This is a genomic window from Brevundimonas sp. (genome assembly GCF_044336875.1).
GTDB lineage: Bacteria > Pseudomonadota > Alphaproteobacteria > Caulobacterales > Caulobacteraceae > Brevundimonas.
This window is the reverse complement of the sequence record NZ_JBIIOP010000017.1, coordinates 52861-70311: the sequence shown is the minus strand read 5'-3', so window position 1 is coordinate 70311 and position 17451 is coordinate 52861. Positions and strand designations below refer to the sequence as shown.

Genomic DNA, 17451 nt, shown 5'->3' with positions numbered 1-17451 from the left:
ATTGAGATCATGTTCGGCAGGCTGAAGGACTGGCGGAGGGTCGCCATGCGCTACGACCGCTGCCCGACCGTCTTCCTGTCCGCCATAGCCCTCGCCGCTACCGTCCTGTTCTGGCTATGAGTCCTGAACCTAGATCGGAGAGTTCCTGCGTCACATTCATGTCGGCTCTCCGGATGGGGCGGCGTCCCTCGCAAGCCAGGCGCGCGTGCCGGCGAGCAATTCGTCCGCCAACTCAGGATCGTCGACCGCGCGTGAAAGGACGACCGCGCCGACCATGGCCGACCAGCGGCCGATCGCTTCGCGGCGGCGCTGGTCTTCATCGCCGTCCGGAAGCGCAGCCGTAAACCGCGCCAGCTGCGCCTCCAGTCCGGTCGCCATGGCAACCCTTGCCGCAGGCGTCTGCTGACGCATCAGGCCGGCCAGACTCGCGGTCGGGCAGCCCTGGGCCGGATGGTCGCGGTGCAGCGGCGAGAGATAGGCGTCGGTCCAGGCCTCGATATCGGCCATGCCCTTGCTTTCGCCCGTCAGGGCCTCGGCGACCGTTGCGGCGATGAGGGCGTCCTTGGAGTCGAAGTGGCTGTAGAAGCCGCCGTGCGTCTGGCCGGCCGCCTTCATCACGTCAGCCACCGTCACCGCCGCGAAACCCTGCTCGCGAAACAGGCGACCGGCCTCTCGCAGGATGCGCGCCCGGTTTTCCACCATCTGCTCGCGGCTGACCCTCATCGAAAAAACTCCACGGCCCCATTGACACTTTCATGATGGCCATCACATTTAATTAAACGCGACGACCATCACGAATATAATCACATGCCGCAAAAGGGCAATCCGATGACCAAACCCGCCATTCTCATCACCGGCGCCTCGACCGGCATCGGCGCCACCTATGCGGATCGGTTCGCCCGGCGCGGGCACGATCTCGTGCTGGTGGCCCGCGATGCGGCGCGCATGGAGGCCTTGGCCGCCAAGCTGCGCACAGAGGCGGGGGTGTCGATCGACATCCTGCCCGCCGATCTCACTCGGGCGGACGAGATCGCGGCCGTGGAGGCGCGACTGCGAGACGACGACCGGATCGGTACTCTGGTGAACAACGCCGGCGCCGGCCTGGGCGGAGGTTTCGTCGACCAGACGGCGGACGCGATCACGCAGCTGATCATCCTCAACGCGACCTCGGTCGCCCGTCTGGCGAGCGCGGTCGCGCCACGCCTGGCGGCGCGCGGAGACGGCGCAATCATCAATATCGGCTCGGTCGTCGGACTGGCGCCGGAACTGGGCATGTCGGTCTATGGCGCGACCAAGGCCTTCGTCCTGTTCCTGTCGCAGGGACTGGCGCTCGAACTCGGATCCAAGGGGGTCTATGTCCAGGCCGTCGTGCCGGCCGCCACGCGCACCGAATTGTGGGGGCGCTCCGGCGCCGACGAGACGAAGCTGCCGCCGATGATGGACGTCGACGATCTGGTCGACGCCGCCCTGGTCGGGTTCGACAAGCGCGAAGGCGTCACCATCCCGCCGCTTCACGACGGCGCCCTGTGGGACGGGTTCGACGGCGCACGCCGGGCGATGCTGCCGGGCTTCGGCGCGACCCAGCCCGCGCCGCGCTACGCCGCCTGAACCCAGAACGCTGTTTTACGCAAAGACTTCATTTCCCATGACCGACACCACGCTTTTCTCGCCCTATGATCTGGGCGGTCTGACGCTCGCCAATCGCGTCGTCATGGCGCCGCTGACCCGCAATCGCGCTGGGGCGGGGCTGACGCCGAGCGAATTCGCGGCGGAGTATTACGCCCAACGCGCCAGCGCCGGTCTGCTCATCACCGAGGCGACGCAGGTGTCGCCCCAGGCGCAGGGCTATCAGGACACCCCCGGCCTCTATACGCCCGAACAGATCGCCGGCTGGCGCGTCGTGACGGATGCGGTCCACGCCAAGGGCGGGCGCATCTTCGTGCAGCTCTGGCACGTCGGTCGGGTCAGTCATGTCGATCTGTTGGGCGGCGCAGCCCCGGTCGCGCCATCGGCGATCCGGGCGGAAGCCAAGACCTTCGTCAACAACGGCTTCGCCGACGTCTCCGAGCCGCGCGCCCTCGCTCTCGACGAAATTCCCGGCGTCATCGACAGCTTCCGCCAGGCCGCCGCCAATGCGATCGCGGCCGGTTTCGACGGGGTGGAGGTGCACGGCGCCAACGGCTATCTGCTCGACCAGTTCGCCAAGGACGGCGCCAATCAGCGCACCGACAGCTATGGCGGCTCGATCGAGAACCGCGCGCGCCTGATGATCGAGGTGACGGCGGCGGTTGCGAAGGAGATCGGCGCGCACCGCACGGGTATCCGCCTGTCGCCCGTTTCGCCCGCCAACGGCGTCTCGTCGAGCGATCCCCAGGGGCAGTTCGACTATATTGTCGCCGAGCTGGATAAGCTGGGCATCGCCTATATCCATGTGGTCGAGGGTGCGACGGGCGGCCCGCGCGACATCGCCCCGTTCAACTTCGCGGCGCTGCGCAAGGCGTTCCGCAACACCTATATCGCCAACAACGGTTTCGACCGTGCGCTCGCCGAAGCGCATCTGGCGGACGGCGAGGCCGATCTGATCGCCTTCGGTAGGCCCTTCATCGCCAATCCCGATCTGGTCGAGCGCCTGAAGACCGAGGCCCCGCTGGCGCAGATCGATCCCGCGACGATCTACGGCGGCGGCGCAAAAGGCTACATCGACTATCCGGCCGCCGCCGCCGACGCGACGATATAACCGGCCGTCGGGAAACATCGCCATGAAGGCCTATATTCTGGACCGCTACGGCAAGGGGCAGGCGCTTCGCCTCGGCGACATGCCCGACCCCGTGACGGCCGCCGACGAGGTGCTGGTCGAAGTCCACGCCGTCGGACTCAATCAACTCGACGGCAAGATTCGCGACGGCGGGTTCAAGCCGATCCTGCCCTACAGGCCGCCCCTGGTTCTGGGACACGATCTGGCCGGCGTGGTCATCGCGGTCGGAGACGATGTGCGCGACTTCACGCCGGGGGATGCGGTCTATGCGCGTCCGCGCGACGGTCGTATCGGCGCCTTCGCCGAGCGTATCGCGGTCAACCGGGCCGATCTCGCTCTCAAGCCCGCGAACCTGTCGATGGAGGAGGCCGCGGCCCTGCCGCTGGTCGCCCTGACCGTCTGGCAGGCTCTGGTCGAACGGGCGCAGTTGAAGGCCGGGCAGAAGATCCTGATCCACGCCGGATCGGGCGGGGTCGGCACCATCGCCGTCCAACTGGCCAAGCATTTGGGCGCCGTCGTCGCGACCACGACCAGCGCGGCCAATGCCGATCTGGTGCGCAGTCTCGGCGCGGATGTAGTGGTCGACTACAGGACGCAGGATTTTTCGACGATGCTGTCGGATTACGATGTCGTGCTGAACAGCCTGGACGCCAAGACTCTTGAGGCGTCGCTAAAGGTGCTCAAGCCAGGCGGTCGGCTGATCTCCATCTCGGGGCCGCCCGACCCAGCCTTTGCCAAGGCGCTAGGCCGGAACCCGGTGCTGCGTCTGGTGCTGGGCCTGATGAGCGGAAGCATCCGTCGCAAGGCGAAACGTGCGGGCGTGGACTACTCGTTCCTCTTCATGCGCGCCGACGGCGAGCAACTCGGCAGAATCGCAAATCTGATCGAGACCGGCGTGATCCGCCCCATCGTCGACCGCGTCTTCCCCTTCGCGGACCTCAACGCCGCGATGGCCTATGTCGACAGCGGGCGGGCGAAGGGCAAGGTCGTCGTCAGTCTCAAGGACGGACGCTGATCATGACTTCGGTCCAGAACGACTGGTCCGCCGCGCCGACACGGAAGCACGTCAAGCGCGGCGGCGGCGCCCAATATCACGAGGCCTTTCTTGCGAAGGCCAGACAGTTCCTCGCCGCCTGACGGCCGAAACGGAGACATGACAATGCAATACACGACGTTCGGCCGTACCGGTCTTCAGCTTTCCCGCCTTGCGCTGGGCACGGGCAATTTTGGAACGGGTTGGGGCTATGGCGCCGAAACCGATGCGGCGCGCACGATATTCGACGCCTATGCCGAGGCCGGGGGCAATTTCATCGACACCGCCGATGTCTACCAGTTTGGTCAGTCCGAGGAGATCGTCGGCGACCTGTTGCAGGGCCGACGCGAGGACTTCGTGCTGGCGACGAAGTTCGCAAACGGCGCCGTGCCCGCGCCCAACCGTCTGGTCACGGGCAACAGCCGCAAGGCGATGGTCGCCTCGGTCGAAGCCAGCCTGAAGCGGCTGAAGACCGACAGAATCGATCTGTTCTGGGTCCATCATCCCGATACCGCGACGCCGTCCGAAGAGATCGTGCGCGGCCTGGACGATCTCGCGCGCACCGGCAAGATTCTCTATGCGGGCCTGTCCAATTTCCCGGCCTGGCGGCTGGCGCACGCCGCTACGCTTGCGGAACTGACACGCGCCGTGCCGATCGCAGGGGCGCAGTTCGAGCATAGTCTGGTTCATCGCCAACCCGAGGCCGACCTGTTTCCCGCCTGTCGTGCATTGGGCATTGCGCCGGTCACCTGGTCGCCGTTGGGCGGCGGGGTTCTGACCGGAAAATATCGCAAGGGTGAGACCGGCCGGAAAGAGGGCTTCGGCGGTCGCGTCTTCCAGGCGGAGAACAGCGCAGTCCGCTCGGCGACGGTCGATGCAGTGCTGGAGGTCGCCCAGGAAATGGGGGCCAGCCCCGATCAGGTCGCGATCGCCTGGGCGATGGGACACGGTGCGACGCCGATCATCGGCCCCCGTACGTTGGAGCAGGCGTTGAGCAATCTCGGTGCGGCCGACATCGTTCTTTCGGCCGAGCAGTTTGCACGCCTCGACGCTGCAAGCGCGATTTAGAATCCGGTGGATGCTCGACGACTGCCGCGAGCTGAGCAGGTCTTAAGTGGTCCAGCCCCATTTTGAGCAGCTCTTAAGTGGTCAGCTTAAGTGGTCAAATTTCTAGAACCCAGCGATTGCGGGCCCGGAGTGAGCAGGTCTTAAGTGGTCCCGACACTTTTGTCGAAAACACCTAACACCTGCTCAGAAACGGCTAAGACCTGCTCGGGTCCCGGTGGGTCTGGGTGGCGGGGATGCGTCGCACGCGGAACTCGAACATCGTTCCGAAAGGCGACTTTCGATTTTCGCTAAGTCGCCCGCTCGCGCACCAGATCGATGAAGGCGCGCAGCTTGGCCGGAGCGTGCCGCCGGCCGGGGTAGTAGAGGCTCAGGCCCGGATAGGCGGGCGTCCAGTCGTCGAGGACCTGGATCAGCCGGCCCGCAGCGATGTCAGCGGCGACTGTCTGCTCGGTAATCAACAGCAGGCCGACCCCTGCCAAGACCGCCTCGTGCATGAGCACCATCTCGTCGAGGATCAGGACGCCGGGGACATCGACCTCGACGGTTTCGCCGCGCCTCTCGAATTCCCACCGATAGATTGCGCCGGAGGCCATGCGCATCCGGATGCCGAGATGGTTCATGAGGTCGCCGGGGCTTTTCGGTCGCTCGCGTCCTTCAAAATAGGCGGGTGAACCGACGACAATCGAACGGAGACTGCGGCTGAACGGCACCGCGATCATGTCGGCGGGAAGGTGCTCCTGCAACCTGAAGCCGGCGTCGTAGCCGGCATCGACCAGATCGATCAGCCGGTTGTCGGTCACCAGTTCGACGGTCATCTCAGGATAACGGCGCAGATATTCAAGGATCAGCGGCGTCAGGATCATCCGGGCGGCGCCCAGCGCGGTGTTCAGGCGCAGCGTGCCGGAGGGCCGGTCGCGGTGCTGGTCGACATCCTCGATGGCCGCATGGATCTGGCCGAGCGCCGGCGCGACCTGGCCGATGAACTGCTCGCCCGCCGCCGACAGGGCGACGCTGCGGGTCGTGCGGTCGAACAGACGCACGCCGAGCCGGGCCTCGAGACTGGCGACGGCGTGGCTCAGGGCCGACGACGACATGCCGAGATCCCGGGCGGCGGCGCGAAACCCGCCGCGCTTGGCGACGGCCACCACGGCTTCCAGTTCGATCAGGCCGCTTCGGTTCATTGATCTGATTTCCGGGACAGTGTGCGCCGCTTTTGCTGCCTTATACAGGCAATCCCCGAGCGCTACATCGGGTCTTCAAGGAGATTCATCATGCGCGACATCCATCAGATCTATATCGACGGCGCCTTCGTGACGCCGCACGGCGCCGAGCGGTTCGATCTGTTCAATCCATCGACCGAAGACGTCATCGGGTCGGTGCGACTCGGCGACGTCGAGGACGCCCGCGCCGCGATCTCGGCGGCGAAGCGCGCCTTCCCCATGTGGTCACAGACCACCAAAGCCCAGAGGATCGCTGTGCTGCGGCGCTTTCACGATGCCGTCGCGGCCCGTTTCGACGATCAGGTCGCGGCTATCGTCGAGGAATATGGCGCCCCCGTCGGCCGGGTCGAATGGATGGCGCGCATGGCTGCGACCGCCTTTCTCGAAGCGGCGGAAACCCTGGAGGCCTATGATTTCGACCAGACCATCGGCCGGGCCGAGGTTCGTATGACGCCGTTGGGCGTCGTCGCCGCCATCACGCCCTGGAACAGCAACGCCAGCTTCATCTGCGGCAAGATGGCCACCGCCATCGCAGCGGGCTGCACCGTCGTGATCAAGCCCAGCGAAATGAGCGCGATCCAGACCCAGGTCATCAGCGAGGCCCTGCACGCGGCGGGCGCGCCGGCCGGTCTGTTCAATATCGTGACCGGTCGTGGCGACGTGGTCGGCGCCGAGTTCGCGTCGCATCCCGACGTGGCCAAGGTCACCTTCACCGGCTCGACCGCCGTTGGGAAATCGATCCTGCGCGCGGCCGCCGAGACGATGAAGCGGGTCACGCTGGAACTTGGCGGCAAGGGGCCGCAGATCATCCTCGACGACGCCGACCTTGAGGCGGCGATTCCCATCGTGGTGGCGTCCGGCTTCATGAACAGCGGTCAGGCCTGCGTCGCCGGCACGCGCATCCTCGTCCCCGAAACACGAATGGACGAGGTCCTCGCCCGGCTGAAGACCGAGGTCGAGGCGGTCCGCGCGGGCGACCCGAGCGACCCGGCCGTCTCCGTCGGCCCTATGGTCAGTCGCAAGCAATGGGACCGGGTGCAGTCCTACATCCGGCTCGGCCAGGACGAAGGCGCGACCCTGCTGGTCGGCGGAGAGGGTCGACCCGATGACCGACGGCGCGGCTGGTTCGTGCGGCCCACGGTGCTTTCCGGCGCGACTAACGCCATGCGTACCGCGCGCGAGGAAATCTTCGGACCGGTGCTGACTGTGATCGGCTACCGGACCGAGGACGAGGCGATCGCCATCGCCAACGACACCTCATACGGCCTGCAGTCCTATGTGCTGTCGTCTGATACGGACCGCGCGAGACGTGTTGCGTCCCGGCTCGAGGCCGGGCGAGTGGTGATCAATGGCGCGCCGCACGAGCCGCTCGCGCCATTTGGCGGATTCAAACAGTCCGGCGTCGGTCGGGAGCGCGGCGTCTTTGGTTTGGAGGCGCACCTCGAGCCCAAGGCCGTCCTTGTCTGAGGCCGCGTCCGGTCTGATTCCCGGGATGCGAGACGCGATCCTGCCGCAATCGACCCCGCGATCCGCGCCGGCTTCGACCTTTTGAGGCGTTGGCGCCGAAATGCGCCTTAACAGCCGCAGCCCGGTTGCGACTGATCGACAGAGAAGCGCCCGTCTGAACCACCAGATGAAGACGGGCGCCTGCGCGCTCATAGCCCCGGGCGTGGCTGAGGTTGGCGACGGCCTTCGGTCAGGGCCGCCTCGCGACTCTGGTCATCCCGAACGAGACGTACGACCTCGACCATCAGCAAAGGCATGAGGAAGGCGGCGGCCGCCACAGTGCGATGGGCATGTGACTCATTAGCTGATCCTCTAAGTCCATCCCGATCCATGCGGCTAATCTGCTGCGATCGGCCTCGATAGGCTTCTCCGGCAACGGATGGAGGCGCAGGTCATGGCGGTGGAACAGAAGATCGAGCTCGGGCGTCGCGGGCTTCTCCTTTCGGCCGGGGGGCTGGCGGCCCTGCCGATGGTCGCGGGCGCCAGGGCCAAGGCTGCAGAGGTGCAGGCTTCGCCTGCGTCGGGCGCGGTGGCGCCGTCCGTCCGCCGCATGCTCGGAAAGCTGGAAGTGTCCAGCATCGGTCTGGGCGTCCAGAATATGCACCGGACCTATCCCACCACGGTCCCCTATCGGCCCGAGATGCACGCCATCATCCGCGCGGCCTTCGATCAGGGCGTGACCTTCTTCGACACGGCGGAGGCCTATGGCCCGCACGAAGACGAGCGAATCCTGGGCGAGGCGACGGAATCCTTCCGGGACCAGATCGTCATCGCCTCGAAATTCGGTTTCGACATCGATCTGGAAACCGGGGTGCGCGGTTCGGGGCGCAACAGCCGGCCGGACCATATCAAGCGGGCTGTGGAAGGCTCGCTGCGTCGGCTTCGGACCGATCGCATCGACCTGCTGTATCAGCACCGGGTGGATCCCGCCGTGCCGATTGAGGACGTGGCCGGCGCCGTCAAGGATCTGATGGCGGAGGGCAAGGTGCTGCACTGGGGCATGTGCGAGATGGGGCTGAACACCCTGCGTCGCGCCCACGCCGAACAGCCGCTGACGGCAGTGCAGAGCGAATATTCGATGCTGTGGCGAGGGCCGGAGGATCAGGTTCTGGCGACCTGCGAGGAACTGGGCATCGGCTTCGTGCCCTGGAGCCCGCTGGCTGTCGGCTTCTTGGCCGGTGCGATCGACGCCCAGACCCGGTTCGCCGACGGCGACTTCCGCAAGACCGAAGGTCGGTTCACGCCCGAGAACCTACCCCACAACCTCGCGCTCGTGGCCCTGGTCAAGGCCTGGGCGGAGCGGAAACAGACCTCGCCCGCCCGGATCGCCCTGGTCTGGCTGCTGGCGCAGAAGCCCTGGATCGTGCCCATCCCCGGCACCACCCAGATGGCCCACATGCGCGACAATGCGGGGGCCGCCTCTGTTGCGCTGACGTCGAGCGAGATCGCCGAACTGAACGCCGCTGTCGCGGCCATCGAGATCCGTGGCTCGCGCCTGCCTGACGCCGTCCAGGCGATGTCCGGGGTCGAAGCCGCGCCCCGGACCTAGGCGGGCCGTCGCGCGTCGCCTCCCTGACGCGGCGCGCGATAACGCAGGGCCTCGACGAACAGGGCGAAGGCGGGCGAGGTGTGGCGTCGGCTCGGATAATAGAGGTGATAGCCGGGGAAGGGTTCGCACCAGTCGTCCAGCACCCGCACCAGCCGGCCCTCCGCGATCGCCTCGGCCGCATGGTCTTCCGGCAGATAGGCCAGGCCCAGGCCCTGGAGGGCGCTCTCCAGACGCAGGGCGATATTGTTGAAGACGAGTTGCCCGTCGACCCGCACCCGCAGTTCGCGGCCGTCCTTCTCGAACTCCCAGGCGAAGACCCCGCCATAGGTGGGCATCCGGATGTTGATGCAGTTGTGAGCGGTCAGGTCCTGTGGAACCAGGGGCTTTGGCCGGTCGGCGAAATAGGATGGCGCGCCGACCACGGCCACACGCATGTCGGGCGCGATACGGACGGCGATCATGTCCTTGGCGACCTGCTCGCCCAGGCGGACGCCGGCGTCATAACCTTCGGCGACGATGTCGGTCAGGCCGTAGTCGACGATGATCTCGACCCGGATGTCGGGATAGTCCGGCAGCAGGCGGTTGATCGCCGGCTGCAGCACGGTGAAGGCGGCGTGCTCTCCGGCCGTGATGCGGATCACGCCGGACGGCTTTTCACGCAACTCGCTGAGGATGGCGAGTTCCTGTTCGATCTCTTCCAGGCGAGGGGCCACGATCCGCATCAGCCGTTCGCCGGCCTCGGTAGGCGCCACGCTGCGTGTCGTGCGGGTCAGCAGGCGGATGCCCAGTCGGGCCTCGAGGCTCTTGACGGTCTGGCTGAGCGCGGACTGGGACACGCCCAACTGGGCGGCGGCGCGGGTGAAGCTGCGCTCGCGAGCCACCACGGCGAAGGCGGCGAGGACGTTGAAATTCTCACTCGACATTCATTAGACCCGTTTCTGACAAGAAGCGGATTATAGCGGCTAATCGCGAAACGTCGCGAGGCCTATCTTCGCCGTCGTACAGGGCGCGTCGTCGCAGGGGCTTTTTGATCCTCGGCCGACCCAGGCCGCAAGGATTCCTCATGACCACACTACAGCCATCGGGCCGAGACCGGGCAGGCGCCCATCCCAACATCATCCTCGCCGTCATTCTGGTGAGCTATGTCATGATCGTGCTCGACATCTCGGTCGTGCTGACCGGCCTGCCCAAGATCCAGAACGAACTCGGCTTCTCGGCGAACAATCTGGCTTGGGTGCAGAGCGCCTACACCCTGACCTTCGGCGGGTTTCTGCTGTTGGGCGCTCGCGCCGGCGATATCCTGGGGCGGCGCAGGATGTTCATTGTCGGCCTGGCGGTGTTCACGGCGGCGTCGGTGGCGATCGGGGCGTCGCGTTCAGCGGAGTGGATGTTGTCATGGCGTGCGATCCAGGGTCTGGGTTCCGCCATTCTGGCGCCGTCCACCCTGGCCCTGCTGCAGACCTATTTCCCCGAGGGGCCGGCCCGGACCCGCGCGGTCTCGTACTACAGCGCCGCCGCCGGGGTCTCCGCCACCGTCGGTCTGGTCATCGGCGGTCTGCTGGCCGACGGCCTGTCCTGGCGCGCCGGCTTCTACATCAACCTGCCGATCGGCCTGGGTCTGATCCTGGCCGCGCGCCGCTACATCGCCGAGACGCCTCGCCAGCGCGGCGCCTTCGACGTGGCGGGCGCGCTCCTGTCCACCGTCGGGATCGGCGGTCTGGTCTATGGCTTCATCCGCTCGGCGGAAACCGGTTGGGCCGATCCAGTCACCCTGGTCGTGCTGGGCGGCGCAGTCGTCCTGCTGGGGCTGTTCGTGCTCAACGAGCGGCGCGCCGGCCATCCGATCCTGCCGCTCAGACTGTTCGCCGACCGGGTCCGCAGCGGCGCCTATGTTGCGCGCATCCTCTATCTGGCGGCCATGGTGGGCTTCTTCTTCTTCACCACCCTCTATCTGCAGGATGCACGCGGCTATGGCCCGGCCCTGGCGGGACTGGCCTTCCTGCCCGCGACCCTTCTGCACGTGCCCTTCGCCATCGCCTTCCCACGCCTGGCGCGTCGCATCAGCCCCAACCGTCTGCTGATCGTCGGGCTGGTTGTCGGCGTCGTCGCCCTGGCCTGGCTGAGCCGCGCCACGCCGCAGTCCGGCTATCTGGTTTCCATCGCCCTGCCCATGCTGCTGGTCGGCGTCAGCCAGGGATTGACGCTCAGCCCCCTGACCTCCGCCGGGGTGTCGGGCGTCGGCGAGGGCGACGTCGGGGCCGCTTCCGGCGCGGTCAATGTCGCCCACCAGATCGGCAGTTCGGTGGGATTGAGCGTGCTGGTCGCCATCGCCGCCGTCGGCTCGCGGGGCTTGACCGGCGTCGCCCTGACGTCCCATCATTTCACACTCGCCTTCGAAGCCGGCACGGCGATGGTCGGCCTGGCCCTGATTGTCGCCCTGATCGCCATCGTGCGGCCGAAGGCCCGTACGTCCAGCGTCTCCCCCGCCGTCGCCGCCTGCGCGTCGGAAGTCGCCTGAGCGCCGAGGAGCTTCCCCCCATGCCCGTCGTCTCCGACCTGTCTCGCCGCACCCTGCTCGGCGCGCCCGCCCTGCTGTCGGTCGCCGGAGCGACGGCCGCCTGCGCCCAGTCCGAGATCGGTGAGCCGCCGTCCGGTGCGACGACGCTGGTGGCCTATTTCACCCGTTCGGGAAACACCCGGGTCATCGCCGGCCAGCTTCATCGCGACCTGCCGGCGGATTTGTTCGAGATCCGTCCGGCCCAGGCCTATCCCGAAGATTACGAGCAGACGGTCGAACAGGCCCGGCAGGAACGGGACAGGGGCTATGCGCCGCCGCTCGCGGAATCGGCGCCGGGCTTCGAGGCCTATCGCACCGTCTATCTCGGCTTTCCGATCTGGGGCGGGACGGCCCCGCCTGTCATCCGCGCCTTCCTGAGGGGGCACGACATGACGGGAAAGCATCTGCGTCCCTTCATCACCCACGGCGGCTACGGTCCGGGCGACAGCGAGGCCGTCATCGCGCGTCATGCCGCGGGCGCCCGCATCGACGCGCCGTTCGTGATAGAGGCGGATCAGGAACGGCGCACCATGACGGCGGTGCGCGGATGGCTGGATCGTTCCTCTTCCGACTGAGCCGTCACCCCGGCCCTCACGATCTCAACCGATGTCGAGCGAGCCGCAAAGACAGATCGCCGCGTCGAACGTCGGTCTTTGGCTTTTCAAGCGAAAGAGCGACGCCGCGTCGGCGTCGACCTCGATCATTTGTCGCCGGACAGAATCTCGGCCAAGTCGTGGAAGGCGGCGTTGGCGGCGGGGACGCCGCAGTAGATGGCGGACTGGAGGATCACCTCCTTGATCAGGTCCACCGGCATGCCGTGCTGCAGGGCGGCGCGCAGGTGCAGCTTCAACTCTTCGGACCGGTTCAGAGCGATCATCATCGAGATGGTCATCATCCGCCGGGTCGGATGGTCGATGGCCTCACGCGTCCAGATCGTGCCCCAGGCGTAGCGGGTGATCAGCTCCTGGAACTCGGCCGTGACCTCGGTGGTGTTCTTGATGGAGCGATCGACGTGGGCGTCGCCCAGCACGCTGCGGCGGGTCTTGAAGCCCAGTTCGAGGCGTTCAGCTTCATCCATGATCAGGCCTCCAGATGGGCGAGGACGGCGCCGGTGAAGGCGTCGGGCTGTTCGAGATTGGACAGGTGGGCGGCGTCCAGAACCATGTGGCGCGCGCCGGGTATGGCGTCGGCCAGGGCCTGGGTCTGGGCCGGCGGGGTCGAGACGTCATGGCTTGCGCCGATCACCAGGGTCGGGGCGACGACGGCGGCGACGGCGTCGGTCAGGTCGGCGTCGCGCAGGGCGGCGCAGCAGCCCACATAGCCGTGGGCGGGGGTGGCGATCAGGGCCTCGCGGACCGGGTCGACGATCTCGGGATGGGCGGCGATGAAGGCGGCTTCGAAGAAGCGGGCCACGGCCATGTCGGCGACGCCCGCCATGCCGCCCGCGCGGACAGCGGCGATCCGATGGCTCCAGCCTTCGGCAGAGCCGATCCGGGCGGCGGTGTTGGCCAGGATCAGGCGGTCGATCCGGTCGGGATAGGCGAGGGCGAAGGCCTGGGCGGTCGCGCCGCCCAGCGACAGGCCGCAGACATGGGCGCGGGGCGCGTCGGCGGCGTCGAGGACGGCGGCCATGTCACGGGCCAGACGGTCCAGCCTGTAGTCGCCTTCGGGGGCGTCGGATCGGCCGTGGCCGCGGGCGTCGAAGCGGATCAGGCGGAAACGCGCGGACAGGGGCGCGACCTGCGGCGCCCACATCTCGGCCGTCGAGCCTATGGAGTTGGCCAGGAGCAGGACGGGAGCGTCGGCGGGTCCGTCCTGGGTCCACCACAGGGCGACGCCGTCGTCGGTCAGGGCAGTCGGCACGTCAGTCGTCCTTCAGAACACGGTCGATGAAGCCGCTTGCGACGCCCAGGCGGCGGGACGGATCGAACAGGGCGGACAGGGCGGCGTCGTCCAGATGGGCGACGACCTGAGGCTGGGACTTCAGGATCTCGATCAGGGGGCGGCGCTCGGCGACGGCGGTCTTTGAGGCGGCCTCGATCAGGGCGTGGGCCTCGGCCTTGCCGAGGGCGGGGGCCAGGGCCAGGGTCACGCCCTCGGCGAAGGGCAGGCCCTGGGTCAGGTCCAGATTGGCGCGCATCCGGTCGGCGTCAACCTCCAGGCCTTCGAGGATTTCGGCCGCATGGCTGGCGGCGCCGGCGGCGAGGCGGAACAGGTCGGGCAGGACCTCCCATTCGGCATGCCAGCCGCCGACGGCGCGCTCGTGCTCCTGCGGCAGGACGGCGAACAGGGTCGAGGCCAGACCGGGTGCGCGGGCGGCGGCGGCGGCGAGGACGACCGTGCCGACGGGGTTGCGCTTGTGCGGCATGGCGGAGGAGCCGCCCTTTCCGGCGGCGGCGGGTTCGAAGGTCTCGCCGACCTCGGTCTGCATCATCAGGGCGATGTCCCGGCCGATCTTGCCCAGAACCCCGATGTGCAGGGCCAGGGCCGCGCCCAGATCGGCGATCCGTTCGCGGCGCGCGTGCCAGGGCAGGGCGGCCTCGGGCAGCCCCAGGGCCTCGGCCAGAGGCGCGCTGATCCGCAGGCCCGCGTCGTCGAGCGAGGCCAGGGTGCCGGCGGCGCCGCCGAACTGCAGGCGGGCGGCGGCGTTCACCGCCTGCGTCAGTCGCTGGTCGGCGTAGCGAATACTGTCCAGCCATCCGGCGCATTTCAGGCCGAAGGTGGTGGGCAGGGCGTGCTGCAACAGGGTGCGGCCGGCCATCAGGGTGTCGCGGTGTGTCTGGATCAGGGTCGTCAGGGCGGCCGTGATCCGGGCGCGGAACGGCGCCATGGCGGCGTCGGCCTCGACGATCTGCAGCGCCAGTCCGGTGTCGATGACGTCCTGGCTGGTGGCGCCCCAGTGGACGAAGCGGGCCGCCTCGGGAGAGGCCGCCTTCACTCGGGCGGTCAGGGCCTTGACCAGGGGGATGGCCGGATTGCCGGCGAGGCGTGTCGCCTCGGCCAGTTGGCCGATGTCGTACAGGTCGGGATCGCAGGCGGCGGCGATGGCGGGAACGGCCTCGTCCGGGATCAGACCGGCCTCGGCCTGAACCCGGGCCAGGGCGGCCTCGAAGCGCAGCATGGCGCCCAGGCGGTTGCGGTCGGCGAAGACCGTATCCACCGTCGGCTCGCCGAACAGCCGTCCCGTCAGTTCGCTCACGCCCTCGTCTCCCGGATCAGACGTCGAAGAAGACCGTTTCGTCGGCCCCCTGCAGATGGATGTCCAGCCGATAGCCGCCGTCGACCGGCGTGGCGATCAGGGTGGCGCGGCGATCCTCGGGAACCAGGGCCAGGATCGGATCCTCGGCGTTCGAGGCCTCGTCCGAGAAATACAGGCGGGTGCACAGGCGTTTGATCACGCCGCGCGCCTGGACCCCGACGGCGATATGCGGCGCCTGCAGGCTGTTTCCGGGACCGGGCACGCGTCCGGGCTTCACGGTGCGGAAACGATAGAGACCGTCCTCGTCGGTCGCCGAACGGCCAAAGCCGATGAAGCCGTCGTCCAGCGCCAGTTCGGTCCGGTCGTCCTGCGGATCGGCGTAGCGGCCGGCGGCGTTGGCCTGCCAGATCTCGATCATGGCGTCGGCGACGGGCGCGCCGTCGGCGTCGTAGACCACGCCGGAAATCTCGACGGGCTCGCCCGCGACCTTGCCGCGATGCGTTTCGTTCGGATTGAGGACGTAGTGGCCCTCGGGGATCAGGTCCATCCGCGCGCCCAGGTCGTCGCCGACCGCGATCAGATCCGCGCCGCCCTTCCACGCCAGCCCGTAGTGGAAATAGGGGCCGACCGTCTGCCAGGGAGTTTGTCCGGCCATGCTCAGGCCTCCATCGGGGTGGCGTGGCGTCCACGCAGGACGATGTCGAAGATGTAGCTGAGGGCGTAGTGATCTTCGGTCGTCTCGATGTCGAAGCGCGACACCAGACGCTCGACCGCCGCCGCCGGAATGGCCTGGCAGATGGGGTCGATGGCGATCAGCGGGTCGCCGGGGAAATACATCTGGGTCACCAGACGCGTCGCGAAGGCCGGGCCCAGCAGGGAGAAGTGGATATGCTCCGGACGCCAGGCGTTCGGGTGGTTCTTCCACGGATAGGCGCCGGGCTTGATGGTGACGAAACGATAGCGGCCCTGGTCGTCGGTGACGACATGGCCGGCGCCGGTGAAGTTGGGGTCCAGCGGGGCGTTCCACTGGTCCTTCTTGTGGATGTAGCGGCCGGCGGCGTTGGCCTGCCACACCTCGACGACGGTGTTGGGCACGGGGCGGCCGTTCTCGTCCAGCACCCGGCCGGAGACGATGATCCGCTGGCCCAGGGGTTCGGCCTTGTGCTGTTTCGTCAGGTCCATGACCGCCGGACCCATCAGCTGGTCCCAGACGCCCTTCGGCCCCGTGACCTCGGTCAGGGTGTGGGGCATGTGGATCAGGGGGCGGCGCGGCGAGCGGGCGACCGTCGAACGATAGCCGGGCGACAGGGAGGCGGGATGGCCGCCGTCCTCTTCGCGGTAGTATTCGATGACATCGGCCATGATCAGACCCTCTCGATGACGATGGATACGCCCTGGCCGACGCCGACGCACATGGTGATCAGAGCCAGGCGACCGTCGATCTTCTCCAGGGCGTGGGCCGCGGTCAGTGACAGGCGCGCGCCGGTCATGCCCAGCGGGTGGCCCAGGGCGATGCCGCCGCCGTGCGGATTGATCCGACTGTCGAACGGATCGACGCCCAGTTCGCGCATCGAGGCGATGACCTGGCTGGCGAAGGCCTCGTTGAACTCGATCAGATCGAAATCAGCCATGGTCAGGTTCAGCCGGTCCAGCAGCTTGCGCGTCGAATAGATGGGGCCGACGCCCATGATGTCCGGCTCCACGCCCGCCGAGGCGAAGCCCAGGATGCGGGCGCGGGGCGTCAGGCCCTGCGCGAGCGCCGCGTCCTTCGAGGCGATGAACAGGGCGGCGGCGCCGTCGTTGATGCCCGAGGCGTTGCCGGCGGTCACCGTGCCGTCCGGGCGGACGACCGGCTTCAGCCTGGCCATCAGCTCCAGCGAGGTCTCGCGCGGATATTCGTCGGCGTCGAAGACGAAGGGCTTGCCCTTGGCGTCCCTGGCCTCGACCGGTACGATCTCCTCGGCGTGGAAGGCTTTGGCGGCGGCGGCCTTCTCCTGGCTCCACAGGCCGAAACGGTCCTGGTCCTCGCGGCTGACCTTGTAGCGGTCGGCGACGTTCTCGCCGGTCTCGGGCATGGAGGCCGCGCCGTAGAGGGACTTCATGATCGGATTGACGAACCGCCAGCCGACGACCGTGTCCTCGATCTGGGCGCCGCGCTGGAAGGCGGAGGTCGCCTTGGCCATGACCAGGGGCGCGCGGGTCATCGACTCCACGCCGCCGGCGATGGTCAGTTCGGCCTCGCCGGTCTTGATCGCGCGGGCCGCGGCGCCGACAGCGTCGGCGCCCGAGGCGCACAGGCGGTTCAGGGTGACGCCCGGCACGCTGACCGGCAGACCCGCCAGCAGCGAGGCCATCCGGGCCACGTCGCGGTTGTCCTCGCCCGCCTGGTTGGCGCAGCCGTAGAAGACCTCGTCGATGGCGGCCGGATCGACGTTGTTGCGATCCATCAGGGCCTTCAGCGGCACGGCGGCCAGGTCGTCCGTGCGGACGTGGGCCAGGGAGCCGATGTATTTGCCGATGGGGGTGCGCGCCGCGTCGCAGATGAAGGCGTCGGTCATTTTGTC

The 17451-nt window shown here is 67.8% G+C and carries 17 protein-coding genes and 1 pseudogene; 9 read left to right on the top strand and 9 right to left on the bottom strand.

The annotated features are described in order from the left end of the window. Window positions 1–120 (top strand): annotated as a pseudogene (locus tag ACIQ1T_RS15890) (IS5/IS1182 family transposase); the annotation flags it as partial. Window positions 121–156: 36 nt separating this feature from the next. Here the strand turns inward: ACIQ1T_RS15890 and ACIQ1T_RS15885 are convergent. Further along, window positions 157–723 carry a TetR/AcrR family transcriptional regulator gene (locus ACIQ1T_RS15885; protein ID WP_395945526.1) on the bottom strand — a complete coding sequence of 189 codons (567 nt, stop codon included), beginning with the start codon at window positions 721–723 and terminating at the stop codon, window positions 157–159. A gap of 105 nt (window positions 724–828) precedes the next feature. Between ACIQ1T_RS15885 and ACIQ1T_RS15880 the strand changes: the two genes are divergently transcribed. From ACIQ1T_RS15880 to ACIQ1T_RS15865, 4 genes are all read left to right on the top strand, one after another. After that, on the top strand, window positions 829–1608 hold the full coding sequence (locus tag ACIQ1T_RS15880) for an SDR family NAD(P)-dependent oxidoreductase (RefSeq protein ID WP_395945525.1): 780 nt from the start codon (window positions 829–831) through the stop codon (window positions 1606–1608). 37 nt (window positions 1609–1645) lie between these two features. Further along, window positions 1646–2737 (top strand): alkene reductase, encoded by a 1092-nt coding sequence (locus tag ACIQ1T_RS15875; RefSeq protein ID WP_395945524.1) that lies wholly within the window; start codon window positions 1646–1648, stop codon window positions 2735–2737. 22 nt (window positions 2738–2759) lie between these two features. Continuing rightward, window positions 2760–3770: an NADP-dependent oxidoreductase gene (locus ACIQ1T_RS15870; RefSeq protein WP_395945523.1), complete on the top strand. Its 1011-nt coding sequence runs from the start codon at window positions 2760–2762 to the stop codon at window positions 3768–3770. A gap of 144 nt (window positions 3771–3914) precedes the next feature. Beyond that, a complete protein-coding gene (locus ACIQ1T_RS15865; RefSeq protein WP_395945522.1) occupies window positions 3915–4856 on the top strand; it encodes an aldo/keto reductase in 942 nt (313 codons plus the stop codon). Window positions 4857–5143: 287 nt separating this feature from the next. On the opposite strand, the gene ACIQ1T_RS15860 is transcribed toward ACIQ1T_RS15865, so the two are convergent. Then, window positions 5144–6037 (bottom strand): LysR family transcriptional regulator, encoded by an 894-nt coding sequence (locus ACIQ1T_RS15860; RefSeq protein WP_395945521.1) that lies wholly within the window; start codon window positions 6035–6037, stop codon window positions 5144–5146. Window positions 6038–6127: 90 nt separating this feature from the next. Between ACIQ1T_RS15860 and ACIQ1T_RS15855 the strand changes: the two genes are divergently transcribed. Together ACIQ1T_RS15855 and ACIQ1T_RS15850 are read left to right on the top strand one after the other, a co-directional pair. Then, window positions 6128–7543, top strand: coding sequence for an aldehyde dehydrogenase family protein (locus ACIQ1T_RS15855; protein ID WP_395945520.1), 1416 nt, complete (start codon window positions 6128–6130; stop codon window positions 7541–7543). A gap of 433 nt (window positions 7544–7976) precedes the next feature. Next, window positions 7977–9131 carry an aldo/keto reductase gene (locus tag ACIQ1T_RS15850; RefSeq protein WP_395945519.1) on the top strand — a complete coding sequence of 385 codons (1155 nt, stop codon included), beginning with the start codon at window positions 7977–7979 and terminating at the stop codon, window positions 9129–9131. Here ACIQ1T_RS15850 and ACIQ1T_RS15845 read toward each other — a convergent pair. Further along, window positions 9128–10054 (bottom strand): LysR family transcriptional regulator, encoded by a 927-nt coding sequence (locus ACIQ1T_RS15845; protein ID WP_395945518.1) that lies wholly within the window; start codon window positions 10052–10054, stop codon window positions 9128–9130. The genes ACIQ1T_RS15850 and ACIQ1T_RS15845 overlap by 4 nt on opposite strands. 140 nt (window positions 10055–10194) lie before the next feature. On the opposite strand from ACIQ1T_RS15845, the gene ACIQ1T_RS15840 reads away from it, so the two are divergent. Next, window positions 10195–11649 carry an MFS transporter gene (locus ACIQ1T_RS15840; RefSeq protein ID WP_395945517.1) on the top strand — a complete coding sequence of 485 codons (1455 nt, stop codon included), beginning with the start codon at window positions 10195–10197 and terminating at the stop codon, window positions 11647–11649. A 20-nt stretch (window positions 11650–11669) separates the two neighbouring features. Beyond that, window positions 11670–12263 (top strand): flavodoxin, encoded by a 594-nt coding sequence (locus ACIQ1T_RS15835; RefSeq protein ID WP_395945516.1) that lies wholly within the window; start codon window positions 11670–11672, stop codon window positions 12261–12263. Between the two features lie 125 nt (window positions 12264–12388). Here ACIQ1T_RS15835 and pcaC read toward each other — a convergent pair whose 3' ends face one another. Genes pcaC through pcaF form a run of 6 tightly spaced genes read right to left on the bottom strand, consistent with a single transcriptional unit; the run spans window position 12389 to window position 17445 of the window. Beyond that, window positions 12389–12766: a 4-carboxymuconolactone decarboxylase gene (gene pcaC, locus ACIQ1T_RS15830; RefSeq protein WP_395945515.1), complete on the bottom strand. Its 378-nt coding sequence runs from the start codon at window positions 12764–12766 to the stop codon at window positions 12389–12391. A gap of 2 nt (window positions 12767–12768) precedes the next feature. After that, window positions 12769–13551 (bottom strand): 3-oxoadipate enol-lactonase, encoded by a 783-nt coding sequence (pcaD, locus tag ACIQ1T_RS15825; RefSeq protein WP_395945514.1) that lies wholly within the window; start codon window positions 13549–13551, stop codon window positions 12769–12771. 1 nt (window position 13552) lies between these two features. After that, window positions 13553–14887 carry a 3-carboxy-cis,cis-muconate cycloisomerase gene (locus tag ACIQ1T_RS15820; RefSeq protein ID WP_395945513.1) on the bottom strand — a complete coding sequence of 445 codons (1335 nt, stop codon included), beginning with the start codon at window positions 14885–14887 and terminating at the stop codon, window positions 13553–13555. 16 nt (window positions 14888–14903) lie between these two features. Continuing rightward, window positions 14904–15542: a protocatechuate 3,4-dioxygenase subunit alpha gene (gene pcaG / locus ACIQ1T_RS15815; protein ID WP_395945512.1), complete on the bottom strand. Its 639-nt coding sequence runs from the start codon at window positions 15540–15542 to the stop codon at window positions 14904–14906. Between the two features lie 2 nt (window positions 15543–15544). Further along, window positions 15545–16249 (bottom strand): protocatechuate 3,4-dioxygenase subunit beta, encoded by a 705-nt coding sequence (gene pcaH / locus ACIQ1T_RS15810; RefSeq protein WP_395945511.1) that lies wholly within the window; start codon window positions 16247–16249, stop codon window positions 15545–15547. 2 nt (window positions 16250–16251) lie between these two features. After that, complete coding sequence (gene pcaF, locus ACIQ1T_RS15805; protein ID WP_395945510.1) at window positions 16252–17445, bottom strand: 3-oxoadipyl-CoA thiolase; 1194 nt, start codon at window positions 17443–17445, stop codon at window positions 16252–16254. Window positions 17446–17451 lie beyond the last annotated feature (6 nt).